Origin of the sequence: Niastella yeongjuensis (assembly GCF_900110245.1) — a bacterium.
GTDB lineage: Bacteria > Bacteroidota > Bacteroidia > Chitinophagales > Chitinophagaceae > Niastella > Niastella yeongjuensis.
Genome location: NZ_FOCZ01000018.1, coordinates 100,953 through 115,098 on the forward strand (window position 1 = coordinate 100,953; position 14,146 = coordinate 115,098).

At 42.8% G+C, this 14,146-nt stretch carries 11 protein-coding genes and 1 tRNA gene; 6 read left to right on the forward strand and 6 right to left on the reverse strand.

What is annotated here, in order from left to right; translation table 11 throughout:
• Nucleotides 1-22: 22 nt before the first annotated feature.
• Both BMX95_RS30800 and BMX95_RS30805 read left to right on the forward strand, forming a co-directional pair.
• A complete protein-coding gene (locus BMX95_RS30800) occupies nucleotides 23-1,009 on the forward strand; it encodes a DUF2157 domain-containing protein (protein ID WP_081198384.1) in 987 nt (328 codons plus the stop codon).
• Nucleotides 996-2,165 (forward strand): hypothetical protein, encoded by a 1,170-nt coding sequence (locus BMX95_RS30805; RefSeq protein ID WP_081198383.1) that lies wholly within the window; start codon nucleotides 996-998, stop codon nucleotides 2,163-2,165. The genes BMX95_RS30800 and BMX95_RS30805 overlap by 14 nt, the downstream gene beginning before the upstream one ends.
• Nucleotides 2,166-2,287: 122 nt before the next feature.
• Here BMX95_RS30805 and BMX95_RS30810 read toward each other — a convergent pair whose 3' ends face one another.
• The 3 genes from BMX95_RS30810 to BMX95_RS30820 form a co-directional block, all read right to left on the reverse strand.
• A complete protein-coding gene (locus tag BMX95_RS30810) occupies nucleotides 2,288-3,010 on the reverse strand; it encodes a hypothetical protein (RefSeq protein WP_081198382.1) in 723 nt (240 codons plus the stop codon).
• Nucleotides 3,011-3,230: 220 nt separating this feature from the next.
• A complete protein-coding gene (locus BMX95_RS30815) occupies nucleotides 3,231-3,881 on the reverse strand; it encodes a putative polyvalent protein kinase domain-containing protein (protein ID WP_081198381.1) in 651 nt (216 codons plus the stop codon).
• Nucleotides 3,882-5,355: 1,474 nt separating this feature from the next.
• A tRNA-Val gene (locus BMX95_RS30820) sits at nucleotides 5,356-5,430 on the reverse strand.
• An 83-nt stretch (nucleotides 5,431-5,513) separates the two neighbouring features.
• Here BMX95_RS30820 and BMX95_RS30825 point away from each other — a divergent pair.
• On the forward strand, nucleotides 5,514-6,371 hold the full coding sequence (locus BMX95_RS30825; RefSeq protein ID WP_081198380.1) for a dienelactone hydrolase family protein: 858 nt from the start codon (nucleotides 5,514-5,516) through the stop codon (nucleotides 6,369-6,371).
• 55 nt (nucleotides 6,372-6,426) lie between these two features.
• Here BMX95_RS30825 and BMX95_RS30830 read toward each other — a convergent pair whose 3' ends face one another.
• On the reverse strand, nucleotides 6,427-7,650 hold the full coding sequence (locus BMX95_RS30830) for a proline dehydrogenase family protein (protein ID WP_081198464.1): 1,224 nt from the start codon (nucleotides 7,648-7,650) through the stop codon (nucleotides 6,427-6,429).
• Nucleotides 7,651-7,858: 208 nt separating this feature from the next.
• On the opposite strand from BMX95_RS30830, the gene BMX95_RS30835 reads away from it, so the two are divergent.
• Nucleotides 7,859-8,959 (forward strand): mandelate racemase/muconate lactonizing enzyme family protein, encoded by a 1,101-nt coding sequence (locus BMX95_RS30835; RefSeq protein ID WP_081198379.1) that lies wholly within the window; start codon nucleotides 7,859-7,861, stop codon nucleotides 8,957-8,959.
• Nucleotides 8,960-9,028: 69 nt separating this feature from the next.
• Complete coding sequence (locus BMX95_RS30840; RefSeq protein ID WP_081198378.1) at nucleotides 9,029-9,547, forward strand: acyl-CoA thioesterase; 519 nt, start codon at nucleotides 9,029-9,031, stop codon at nucleotides 9,545-9,547.
• A gap of 15 nt (nucleotides 9,548-9,562) precedes the next feature.
• Here the strand turns inward: BMX95_RS30840 and BMX95_RS30845 are convergent, their stop codons facing one another.
• Entirely contained in the window at nucleotides 9,563-10,345 is a 783-nt protein-coding gene (locus BMX95_RS30845) for a lysophospholipid acyltransferase family protein (RefSeq protein ID WP_081198377.1), read from the reverse strand.
• Between the two features lie 97 nt (nucleotides 10,346-10,442).
• Between BMX95_RS30845 and hxpB the strand changes: the two genes are divergently transcribed.
• Entirely contained in the window at nucleotides 10,443-11,099 is a 657-nt protein-coding gene (gene hxpB, locus BMX95_RS30850) for a hexitol phosphatase HxpB (RefSeq protein ID WP_081198376.1), read from the forward strand.
• Between the two features lie 807 nt (nucleotides 11,100-11,906).
• Here hxpB and rpsA read toward each other — a convergent pair.
• Nucleotides 11,907-13,718, reverse strand: coding sequence for a 30S ribosomal protein S1 (gene rpsA / locus BMX95_RS30855; protein ID WP_242673031.1), 1,812 nt, complete (start codon nucleotides 13,716-13,718; stop codon nucleotides 11,907-11,909).
• Nucleotides 13,719-14,146 lie beyond the last annotated feature (428 nt).

Consider the following 14,146-nt stretch of genomic DNA (forward strand, 5'->3'; position numbering starts at 1 on the left):
ATAAGTAAACAAACCCCAATACGTGAACATTCCTTTATTTGAGCGACTATATAAAGAAGGCCTGCTATCAGCTCCATCGTTACAAAATGTAAAACAAAAAGCTGGTTCCAAACTTTTTTCAGTGCACTGGGAACTAAAAACCATCTTATACCTGGGCATACTGCTGCTTACAGGCGGATTAGGCATATTGATCTATAAAAACATCGATACCATCGGCCACCAGGTCATACTGGCAGCAATAGGATTATTATGTGCAGGTTGCTTCTTTTATTGTGAACGCAAAAAACTCCCTTTTGCAACCACTAAAGTTCCGGCGCCCAATTCCTTTTTTGATTATATTCTTTTGCTGGGTTGTTTAACCCTGGTTACATTTATAACCTACCTGCAGGTGCAATACATCGCATTTGGAAGAGCTTACGGACTGGCCACTTTTATTCCTATGGTCATCCTCTTTTTTTGTGCTTATTACTTCGATCACCTCGGTGTTTTAAGTATGGCCATCACCAACCTGGCTGCCTGGGCGGGCGTAGCCATAACACCCCTGAATATAGTTAATGCAAACAATTTTGCCGATGCAAAGATAATATTCGCAGGGTTGGTATTGGGCGTGGCACTTGCGGCAATTGCATGGGCCAGCCAACGGAGAAATATAAAAGCTCACTTTGAATTTACGTATGTAAACTTTGGGATGAACATCCTGTTCATTTCCAGCCTGGCGGGCATGTTCCAATTCGACAATTTTTATCCCCTCTGGCTCTTGCCACTGGCAGCGGCCGTATTTTATTTCTATAAAAGAGCGATTGCAACGGGTTTCTTTTATTATATACTGATGCTAGCCCTTTACGGATACATCGGTATCAGTTATGTGATAGTCCGGTTTCTGATAGTAAGCATGCGTGACCTGGGCATTATTTATTTAATCCTGTTGTATTTTATTGGTTCGGCCACCGCCATCATTGTATTCCTTTCCCGGATGAACAAAAAAATGAAGTTGCATGATCGCATATAATCGTACATCGCTTGATAATTTATCCATAAACGAGGCAGTTGTAACTGCCTTCGATCAACAGCTCATCTCAAAAGAAGATACCGGGGCTATAATCAAAGCATACCCTGTTAACATGTACATGCCCAATGTATTTATTCGTATAGGGTTGTTTCTGTTAACAACAGTAATTGTAGTTATGGTTTATGGATTCCTTTTGATGGCTGAGATCGGTGGTTCGGAAAAAGGACTGGGCGTCCTGACCTTTATCTTCTCTTTAGTCCTGTATGGCGCGCTGGAATTTATTATCCGGGAGAAAAAACATTACCGCTCGGGTATAGATGATGCTTTACTATGGTTATGCATCATTGCTTTAATTGCTGCGGCGAACTTAGTTTTTTCCGGGATAACTGGTCTTGCCAATGCGGTACTGGTGTTTATACCTGCTTTTTATTTTTTGCTACGATTCGGAAATGCCGTTATGGGTGCATTGGCTTTTGCCGCGTTGCTTACGATAATATTTTATAGTATAACACCACTGGGCAACATACCCAAAACCATTATGCCCTTTTTATTGATGGCCATCGCCTTTTTCGTGTATTGGCTGGCAATAAAATTCAGTACCGATAACAGGGTAAGGTACTATAAACACTGTTGTACCCTTATCGAGATCCTTGCATTGATCATCCTGTATGCAGCCGGCAATTTTTTTGTAGTAAGAGAAGTAAGCAACAGCCTGTTTGATCTTCAATTGCAAGAAGGAGAATCTGTACCATTTGGCTGGATCTTCTGGATCCCCACCGTATTGTTCCCCGCTGTTTATATTTTCCGGGGCATTCAAAAGCGGGATGTTATCCTATTACGCACAGGTTTAATACTGGTTGCCGCTATCATATTCACCATCCGTTATTATTATCACGTTGCACCCATTGAAATAGCCATGAGTATTGGTGGTGCTATCATGATCCTACTGGCTTATTTCATTACCAAATACCTAACACCGGCCAAACATGGATTTACCCATGCAGAACCCAATGATCCCGGCTTGGCAGGATTACTTCAGGTAGAATCTATAATAGTAGCGCAAACCTTTCATCAAACACCCACAGCAGAACCAGATAAACATTTTGATTTCGGTGGTGGCAGCGGCGGTGGCGCCGGTTCAACCGGAAATTACTGAGAGGAAATATTAATAAAAATAAAGGCCCTTATCCTGGTTGAGCCCGGGATAAAGGCCTTATAACTTAATCAAACCTTACAGCGCTTTAAATCCGCCCAAAAAACGTAAAATTGTACAATTGCCTAGTTCATCCATTCCAGCTTCCTCGAATTCTTCAATAATACTTTTCTTTCATGCGTTTTATTTGCCCGGTAGCAGGGTTGCCAGCGCATCATCCTTGAATAGATCCAGTTATACTCCGTTTCTTCATCTGGCGACAAATTGTTTTTATCCTGCGGGAATTCAACTTTTGTAAGCAATCCCGAACTACTGATGGTTAAAAGCGCGGTAACAGGTTTATTCAAATTCATATGTGAACTTAGAATGCCTGCACTTATAAAGTCTACCATTTTCTTTTGGGCAAAATAGAACACCGGCTCCATCACAATATCTTTATACCGGTTTATTTTGGCAAGAACACTATCATTCATGGCCGGGTTCTGTTCCACTTCCACCCGGGTTGAACTGTCGGATGAATGGATAAAATTCCCGTACATCCGGTCCTTTCCTGCATAAACAATAAACGTTTCAATTGAATCAGTTTGCGGAAACCGCACGAAGGCAGTGTCGCCTTTTTCATAAAAGATGGCAGGACTTATACAGTTATCATTCTTATACACACAACTCATTACAGGCATGCCATCATAATCGAAAAACAACCAGTTGCCCTGTTTTCTTTTTTGTTTGTCAACGGCATTGATCTTTATTCCATGAAATTCTATGTTAGTTTGGGCGTGGCCTGCAAGGAAACTACAAACAGTGATACAAATGCATACTGCTTTCAGGGGGAAGGAAGTAAGTTTCATTTAATGTGATAGGGTTTTAATAGCGCATAGGTATTACGGTTTCAAAAATACACGGATTTTCGGCGGTGGTATGTTAAATAAAAATGAGGAACGAAAGGTGGGAAAGGGTGGATTGCCGACAGATTGTCGAACCAATTAAAGGAATTATCTAAGCGTATAAGAATTGAAAATCACTTGATAGATAAAATATCAATAATATCATCAATTGATATATGAGTAATCATTTTCTTTCCATGATATAAAAGACGGTATCAATAAAGAACAGTACATCGCCTATGGCAATCACATTTTCGTCGTGCATATCTTCCAATATCAATCCAAACTCGGTATTAAAGTAGTCCTGGCGCTTCGTATGTGCAAAACCATTGTAACTCAAATATTCTTTGATATTTTCCAGTTCAGCCTGTCCTCCTTCAATGAATCGTTGTTGAAGAACAGCCCGAAGTTCTCCTTCTTTGCCTAAAGTAAAACCTACAAATTTATAAGCAGTATTTGGAAACAATAGATTATGTATCACCAGGCTGTTAAAGTACTCAAGCCATGTGGCGTAGTATACCGCATCATTGTTTTTAATAACGTGTAATTGATCTGGAGCAAGATAAATTTTAGCCTCTCCACCCTCTGTTAAATATTGAGAATCTACGGGCAAGGATTGCATCCAAATTTCATTATTTTCAGCGTAAGCTTTTAAGAAGCGAGCCTGTTCTTCTTTGACAATTGAGCGACTTTCGAATTCTTTTTTAATAGTTGGATCTGCGCCAAAGCTTTGGCAAAGGAGATTTCTGATTGCTGTGCAATGATCTTCTTTCCCTTCAAGGACATTTCCTCTAACGATATTTTGAAGTTTTTGCCGGATTTCATCTGAGATCATTTTCACAATAATATGAAAAAATCCTAAACAAGCAATACATCCTGCATCTAATTAATAATCAGCAATTTGCCACTTTTGAAAGTCATCACACTCAAGGACAAGCTTACATCAGATCCGTTGGGCTCTTTTTTATAGATTTTCTCAATAACTACTGACTGTTTTAAAAGGATTCTGGCCGATTTGGCCACCCCAAAACAAATCTCGAAACATGGTTCGATGTCGGCACCAATAATTCTTTATAACAATAGACTTTTTAAACTCCTTAGGAGAATTTCTACCGATATTCAAAATACTATAGCAATATGTCGACGTATATTCGGCTACTCTCCATTGAATTGAGATACTTCCTTTAACATCTAATCATTCAATGAAGAAGATGATTGCTTCAATATTTAATTAACGTTGGAAAATATAATTATGGAAGAACAATTAAGGAATGGCTTGTTACTGGGTTTGGGATTCGTAAAGATGCCAGAAAGTGCCTATATACAGCCACTTTTGGGTAGTATCAAAGAGCAATGGTCTTATAAGCAGGTGATTTTAACCTACGTGTCCTGAATAGCGAAGAATACTATATCCTTTGCGATAATACTGAAGCAAGTATCTCGTACCGAATAAAAAATGTTGAGGACCTGAAAGCGTATCTTAGGTTTATTGATAAGGGAGTAAAATTGGATGAGTTATTTTGGTCGGAGCAGGAAAGAAGAAAACAAATCATCGACCGGTTATCCAAGTATCCTAATGGAATGCCTTATTTAGAGGACTTTCGCTTGAACGAATTGGCCAAGCGCTCCAATCTTACATAAAGGAATACTTGTATGGGAAAAAATAGACATAATATACGAGCAAATTATCGGTCCGTATTTCAATGCAGCTCTAAAAAAGCACAACTTGCAGACAAGAATAATAGTTCAAGCTCAATGGCCAGAGAGTTTTATTAGTAAAGTTTTCAACAAAAGAGAAATTTCTTGTTCCATAACTGTAGATCAAAATCCTGAATTTGAATATTTCACTAATACAACAAAGACAAACTTACGACTTCAATTGCTTGATCGATATATCGATTCTTTAAATGCGCCTCCGGATTCAATTAGAATTGACAAAGTGGTTCTTGAGTAGCTTAATGATCACAGCCTAACCATTAACGGTAAATATTGCATCCCACGAATTACATAAAACGGAACATTCACAGAAGGTAAAGATCATCCAAACTTTAGCAGGATCATGCATGACTATTCTGCTGCCCAAAAGGGCTTTATCGTATGGAAAGGTTTTCTGGAGCAAAGGTTAATATAGTGTCGCTATCATAAAATATTAATGAAGTTCAACACCTGCCTGCTCAAATTCCTATACAAGAATATTATTGGATTCGAACCAGGAACCAATTCATTATACGGGAGTAAAACATATCAATAAGAGCATTTGAACTACTTGAAAGCAAAAACCCGCTGCAGGAGCGGGTTTTATAATTTCGTGGACTGCACTGGACTCGAACCAGTGACCCCTACTCTGTCAAAGTAATGCTCTAAACCAACTGAGCTAGCAGTCCGGGAACGCCGAAGATAAAACAGTCGGCGGCCTTCCCCAAATTTATTAACTTTAGGAAAAGCACTTCACCATTCAAGCCATTTTATGAATCAGGAAATAATCAACCTTTTCGACGAGTATACGCACGTTCCGCTTACACGCGATGAATTCCTGCGCCGCCTTACCAAAATGACCGGCAGCCTGGCCGCCGCACTGGCGGTTTTGCCCATGCTGGAAGTAAACTATGCCCATGCGCAAACAGTGCCGCCCCAGGACGACCGCATTACAACAGAACGCATTACTTACCCCGGAGATGATTGTACTATGAAAGGCTATGTAGCCAAACCCAAAGCGAACGGGAAGTATGGGGCAGTGGTGGTCATTCATGAGAACCGGGGCCTGAACCCGCATATTGAAGATATTACCCGCCGTGTGGCACTGGCCGGTTACCTGGCCCTGGCCCCGGACGCTTTATCGCCCGTAGGTGGTACGCCCGCCAGTGAAGATGAGGCCCGCGATAAGATCGGTAAACTGGATGCGCAAAAGAATCTCAATAACTATATCAAGGCTTTCGATTACCTGAAATCGAGGGAAGATTGCAATTTCAAAACCGGGTGTGTGGGTTTCTGCTGGGGCGGCGGCATGGCCAACCAGTTAGCCGTTCATGTACCTGAGCTGAAAGCCGCTGTTGCTTACTATGGCCGTCAGCCCGATGCAGCAGATGTTCCTAAAATAAAAGCCGCCGTACAATTGCATTATGGCGCACTGGATGAACGCATCAATGCTGGTATACCTGCATATGAAGAAGCATTGAAAAAAGCTGGCATCAAATACGAACTGTATATATACGAAGGCGCCAATCATGCCTTCAATAACGATACGGCCCCTACCCGCTACAATGCAGCAGCCGCTAAGTCAGCGTGGGAGCGTACGCTGAAGCTTTTCGGTGAAACACTTAAATAGTTTACCAGTTAACAGGTTGACAAGTTACCTATCAACCTGTTAACTTATCAACTCGTTAACTATCTTTTCTCCTTTCCATTTCCTTCTTGATCAGCCCCAATTCCCGTCCGGTTTGTCCCGATACCGAAGAATTCTCCTGCGCCCGGCGCATCAGGTAAGGGATCACATCTTTAATGGGACCAAAGGGCAAATACTTACTTACGCGGAAAGAATTCTTTGCCAGGTTGAAGGTGATATTATCGCTCATGCCATACAGTTGCGAAAAATGCACGTGTGGATGATTGTGGGGTATTCCTTTTTTATCGAGCAGTTGGGTTGTATATAAATTACTGAACTCGTTGTGCGAGGCTACTATCAATGAAATATGTTCCAGGTAATCAACACAAAATTCCAGTGCCGAATTATAGTCGTCGTCGGCAGCTTTTTTATTGGGTTGAATGGGCGATTGATAATTCATGGCGGCAGCGCGTTTACGTTCTTTTTCCATATACGCACCACGCACCAGTTTGGCGCCCAGAATAAAACTTTTTTGTTGTGCCGAAGCAAAACTGTCTTTCAGGAATTGCAGGCGGTCATGCCGGTACAATTGAATGGTATTGTAGATCACCGTTCTTTTCCGGTTAAATTTCTCCATCATTTGCATGGTCAGCGCATCAACAGGGTCCTGGATCCAGCTTTCTTCCGCATCGATCAATACTCCAATTCCTTTGGCGGCAGCGGCTTCACAAATACGCGTGATCCGTTCTTCAACCCGCTGCCATTCGTTTTTTTCGGCAGCAGTTAACACCTCGGTATGTACTTTTCCTTCGAATCCACTTTTGGTGGCAGCGGCGGCATCCAGTTTCTCCAACAGTGCAAACCGGGCCAGACCGGTTATCTTCACGCTCATAAAGGGAATATTGGGCTGGGTAGCCGCATATTCAATCACTTTGATGAACTCATCGGTACCATGATCAAAATTCTCCTCCCCTTCTATTCCTTCTACCCCATAATCCAGGATCACCTGCACATTGAATTGTTTCAGTTTGGCAGCTACGCGGGCGGTTTCGTCCAGCGTTTCGCCTCCAACAAATTGTTCAAATATGGTATTGCGGATCAGATTTTTGATGGGAAGTCCCGTTCTAATGGCCCAGGGGGTGACCCGGGTGCCCAGTTTTACCAGGGCCTGGTAGCCCATGCTGGAAAATAGGAAATAGGCCTTTTTTAACTCTTTGTCTGATTTATAAGCAAATGCATTTTCAGTATTATCAAAAGATACAGCTACGGCGGTTTTTGACATAGAACTAACGAATGTTAGGCGCGAAGATAATTCATTAGCGATAATCTTCTTGGTATTGGGATCATAATTACCCATATTTAACATGCCTACTGCCCTTTGCCTACTGCCCTTTGGACGCCGCGCAGAAGCATTTGCCCTCTGCCTTCTGCCCTTATTGCTGTTTTTTGCCGATTATCCAGTTCCATAAACCTAGTATCTTGTGTTTTATATGAACATCCTACACACCGATATCTATAAGTTCAGCATTCCCATGCACCCTTTTACCATTGCTACCGGTACCATGCACTATGCCCAGAATATTTTTATCAGGGTGTTTACCGATGCCGGAATTTATGGCGTGGGCGAATGCTCTGCATTCCCCATGATCGTGGGCGAAACCCAGGCTACCTGTTTTGAAATGGCTAAAGATTTTGCCGCCCTTTGGAAAAACAAAGATGCCGCTGCTATTGAAGAACGGTTACAGGAGTTGCATAGTTTCACGGCCTTTAATGCTACCATTAAAAGTGCTTTCGATATGGCGCTGTACGATCTGGCAGCAAAAGCAACTGGCAAACCCCTGTATCAGTATTTAGGGGCAACCGGCAAAAAGGTACTCGAAACCGATCTCACCATAGGGATAGACACGCCTGAACAAATGGCTGCCAAAGCCATTGATTTTGTAAAACGGGGCGTACGCATCATTAAAATAAAACTGGGGAAGAACGCCAAAGAAGATGTGGAGCGGGTACGTAAAATCCGCGATGCGGTAGGACCAGCCATTGGGTTACGCATAGATGCCAACCAGGGCTGGAACTATGAAGATGCGCTCTTTGCCCTTACCAGTATGGGCACTTTCAACGTTCAATTTTGCGAACAACCCATGCGTCACTGGGACGATGATAAATTGCCCGCCCTGGTTAAACAATCGCCTATAAAGATCATGGCCGACGAAAGCGTTTTTGACCACCACGATGCCGAACGCATCATTGCGGCCAATGCCTGCGACTATGTGAACATCAAATTTGCCAAATCGGGCGGTATATGGGAAGCTCAAAAGATCCATGCGGTGTGCAAACAGCAAAACATTCCCTGTATGATGGGCGGAATGCTGGAGAGCCGTGTGGCACTGACGGCATTTGCGCATTTCGCACTGGCCCACGACAATGTCGTTTTTTACGATATGGATACCTGCATGCTGGGTCATAAGACCGATCCCGTTACCGGTGGTGTGCAATACAAAGGCTTTTTGCTGGAAGTGCCCGAAACACCTGGAATTGGCGCCGATGCCAACGAAGCATTTTTACAAACCCTTGAAAAAGTCAGGGTTTAAGAATTCCGGACTTTTCGGACTTCCCTCGTTTTCTGACTTTCTACCTATTATCTTTGCGCAAAAAACTACATGGACCAGTTTTCTAAAACGGCCAAAGAGTCTCAGGTTACGATGACGGAGTTGGTATTGCCCAATGATACCAATATGTTTGGCAATTTGATGGGCGGACGATTAATGTACTGGATGGATATTGCAGCTGCCCTGGCAGCTATGAAGCATTGCGGCACCCCGGTGGTAACAGCTTCTGTTGATAATATCAGTTTTGAGAATCCCATAAAACTGGGCAACGCGGTACATATACAGGCCAGGGTTTCCCGGGCTTTTAATACGTCTATGGAGATCTTTATGAGTGTTTGGGGCGAAGATGCCCTGCACCAGTATAAATACAAAAGCAACGAAGCCTACTTTACCTTTGTGGCACTGGACCCCAATGGTAAACCCCGCAAGGTGCCTAACCTGGTTCCTGAAACGGAAGAAGAAATAAATTTGTTCGACGGCGCTTTACGCAGAAGACAGGTAAGGCTGATACTGGGTGGAAAAATGAAACCCGATGACGCTACCGAGCTAAAAGCGTTGTTTAAATTATAAAAAATGAATCCCGCTTCAGGCGGGATTTGTTTTATCATTTGTAACCTTTCTATGATGGGCGCCCTTTAACATAAACGACTTGCTTTGCTCGATGGCATCCATCACCTGCGCCAGTATCACTTCAGGCGGCGCATCATAATCGATTTGCAATGGCTCCTTGAAGGTTACAGTAAGTAAGGTCCCTCTCTTTTTAAACTTCAATCCCTTTTTATTAAAAGCACGCCAGAAGCCGTTGATCACTACCGGTACAACAGTAGGCCTGCACAGCTTTATGATGTGCGCCGTGCCTTTTCTGCCCGGTGCAAAAGGTGTAGTGGTTCCCTGCGGAAAAGTGATCACCCAGTTGTTATCGAGAGCCCGGGTAATTTTTCGGGTGTCTGAAGGGTCAAGTCCTTTTCGTACTTCGGTTCCTGACGAACGCCAGGTTCTTTTAACCGTTAATGCACCGCCCAGGGTAAACAACCGGCTGATAAAACTGCCCCGCATGGTTTCTTCGGCAGCTACGTAGTATACGTTGGTGAATGGATTCAACAAGTAATACGGTATGCCCAGCTTGTTCTGTTTACGCCATTTTACCGCGCAGAATATATGCAGAAAGGTAATTACGTCGGCAAAGTAGGTTTGGTGATTGCTTACAAAAAGTACGTTCTTCCTGGGCAGTTTGGCAATATGCTCGGTGCCCCTGATCTGTAATTTATTAATAATAACCAGCCCCGGCCAGGTTACAACACCTATAATGGGGTATAATATTTTTCGAACCAGTTTAATATGTCTTAACCTTTCACTAAACGAACTCATCTATCAATATTTAGAACGTCAATTGACACCGAAATTAAGGATTTGTAAATAAAGTAGCTATCTATAAACCTTATCCTGGTTTCTTATCTTTGCGGGCATGAAATTTTCTGCAGCAATTTTTGATATGGATGGCCTGTTGATCGACTCTGAACCTTTATGGCAACAGGCAGGCGCCGAAACTTTACAGGAATTTGGTGTAACGCTTACTGATGAGCAGTACAACCTCACTACCGGTTTACGCACGCCCGAGTGGATCGATTACTGGTTCACCCATTTCGATATAAATAAAGAACGGGCAAAAGAAGCTGCCAAAACCGTTGAACAGGCAGCCCTTGACAAAATAAAACAACATGGCGAGGCCATGGAAGGTGTGCAGTACATCATGGAGTTTTTCAAAACCAATGGTTTCCTTATCGGACTGGCTTCATCCTCGCCCATGCGGTTAATTGAAGCGGTAATTGAAAAGCTGAATATTCAGCCTTATTTGAACGCCGTTACCTCTGCCGAACATCTCCCCCATGGAAAACCGCATCCCCAGGTATTTTTGAATTGCGCTGAGTTGCTACAGGTTCCACCCACCACCTGTATTTGTTTTGAAGATTCTTTCAATGGGATGATCGCCGCCAAAGCAGCCCGCATGAAATGCGTGGTAATCCCGGCCCCGCATGTACACCACGAAGGCCGCTGGAATGCTGCCGATCGTAAGTTGTCATCGTTGCTTAAGTTTAATAAGACTATTTTGGAGACTTTGTAGTTGTAAAGCACAAAGGGCGGAGGGCAGAGGGCAGAGGGCAGAGGGCAGAAAAAAAGTCAAAAGCTTAATTTATAATACGAAAAGCTCACCAGGAAACCTTGGTGGGCTTTTGCATTATATTAACTGGTAAATCTTTTCACCTTATCAACATAATCAACTCGTTCAACCCTTCTCTGCCCTCTGCCTTCTGCCCTCTGCCCTTCTCTATAAAACTCAAACGGGACGCCCCGGTAAATACCGGAACACCCCGCTGAGTGTTACTACCCAAATGAACCTGTAATGTATGAAGTTGAGCACATGAAGGGCCTTACCGGGTACCCGGTAACAGACATCAATGCACGTAAATTCGTATTGATAAAATAACTGCTGAACCAATCAACGCTTTCGCGTTATACACTGAAATGAAGCGTGGCTGAAAACAGGAAAACACAAACGAACACTAAGAAGTGACTGGCTTCTTCCTTTAGCACAATTTTATAGTAAACTACGCTTTCCGATTTTTCCTTACAAGGAAACTGGTTGTATATGTATTGACAGGATAAGTGGGAAGTGCTCGCTAATTACCTGGTGGAATTTATCCCGTTTGTGTTGCTCACATAAACATACAAAAGTGATTTTTCTTATGCAAGCATGTATGCCGATTTTTTATTAACTAATTATATCAGTCAATCAAGCAGTAATAAGGGTTTGCCATGATAATGTGTTAGTTACACAAGCTATCTCGGTTTTGCATGAACGCTATCTGATAGCATAAAAAAACCCTCCCGGTCTATCGGGAGGGTCTGATATTATTGCAGAAAACAAAGGTTATTCTTTTGTTTCAGTAGAACCACCTTGTTGTTCTTCCTGCTTCAATTTTTCCTTGATCTCAGCTAAAGCACCCAGGTCACCTAAAGTAGCTTTTTCTACTTTACCCTGAATGTTTTTAACTGCTTTCTTGGTTTTGTCAGCTTCTGAACGAGCTTCTTTCTGAGCAGCTTGTTTTTCTTCCTGCTTAGTTTGTTCCCAGATACGGGTATGCGAAACTACGATGCGTTTTTCATTGCGATCGAATTCGATAACCATGAACTGAGTTGTTTCGTCAGCGCCGATTGCTTTGCCGTCTTCGCGCATAAGGTGACGGTTAGGTGCAAATCCTTCCAAACCGTAAGGTAATTGAACGATACCACCTTTGTCATCTCTGCGGATAACTGTTCCCTCGTGTACAGAGCCAACTGCGAATGTGCCCTGTAATGCATTCCAGGGATCTTCTTCCAGTTGTTTGTGTCCGAGTTGCAGTTTGCGATTGTCTTTATCAATTCCGAGGATCACTACGTCGATGTTTTCACCAACTTTAGTGTACTCAGAAGGATGATTAAAGCGTTTCAGCCAGCTCAGATCGCTGATGTGGATCATACCACCGATACCAGGAGCCAGTTCAACGAACACACCATAAGGAGTGATGTTTTTCACCAAACCTGTATGACGGCTGCCTTCTGGGAATTTGGTTTCGATAGTGCTCCATGGATCTTCGCTCATTTGCTTGATAGACAAGCTCATTTTGCGATTATCTTTATCGAGCGTAACGATCTTCGCTTCGTACTCATCACCCAGTTTGAAGAATTCTTTCGCATTGATCGGTGTGTTAGCCCAGGTAATTTCACTTACGTGAACCAGACCTTCAACACCTGGCATGATTTCCAGGAATGCGCCGTAATCTTCAATATTCACCACTTTACCTTTCACTACAGAACCTTCGTGAATATTTTCTGGCAGAATATCCCAAGGATGTGGAGTCAGTTGTTTCAGACCTAAGCTGATGCGTTTTTTCTCATCATCGAAGTCTAATACAACCACTTTCAGTTTCTGATCCAGTTTCAGCACTTCGCCCGGATGGCTGATGCGGCCCCAGCTGATATCAGTGATATACAACAGACCGTCTAAGCCGCCCAGATCCATGAAGGCACCGAAATCGGTGATATTCTTGATAGTTCCTTCCAGAACCTGACCTCTTTCGAGTTTGCTCATGATCTCTGCACGTTGTGCTTCGATATCGCTTTCGATGAGGGCTTTATGAGATACTACCGCGTTCTTAATAGCTTCGTTGATCTTAACTACTTTGAACTCCATGGTCTTACCTACAAACTGATCGTAATCAGTTACAGGTTTAACGTCGATCTGTGAACCCGGTAAGAATGTTTCCATACCGAATACATCTACGATCAGGCCGCCTTTGGTTTTTGAAGTAACAGTACCAGTGATAACTTCACCAGTTTTGTGAACTTCAACGATTTTTTCCCAGGCGCGGGTAATACGAGCTTGTTTACGGCTGAGGTTCAGGTGACCTTCCCGGTCTTCTTTCTCAACAACCATAACTTCCACTTCGTCACCGGTTTTCAGGTTCGGCAGATCACGGAATTCATTCAATGAAACCAGACCATCGCTCTTGAAACCAATGTTGATCACCACGTCAGTTTTAGTAAGGGCCACAACAAGACCTTTTACTAATTCACCGTCGGTAACCGCTTTGAATGTGCCTTCGTATACAGCATCGTACTTTTCTTTCTCTTCTTTGCTGTACGTAGCCACATTACGTTTGTCAATGCTCCAGTCGAAATCGTCGTGTGCACTGTTGTCCACAACTTCAGGAGCTGCAGGTGCTTTTGGTGTCGCTGTAGCTTCAGCACCCTGACCGGCTGCAGAAGACTCCTGTGCATCAGCGTTTAATTGTTTAATAAATTGAAACATGATAAAAAACCCGATGATTTTAATTCGGGCTGCAAAGATAATTCAAAATGCTGAATTACAACGGGTTTATTTGTTTTTTTACATTTGTCAATTGCTTGATTTACACCTTGTTAAACAGAACTTTTCCCCGAACTTTTTCTTCCAGGCAACTGTTGCTGCTGGGTAGTATTAGTACATCTCCTTAATGGTAAAAGAAATTAGTCACTAATAGTATGATTCACATAGCAAAAACGATTAGCCGACCCAACAGTATCTATTGCACGAAAATGTTCGAAGATTTTGGGAAAACGTGCATAAATAAGATTGGATTTAATCAATGA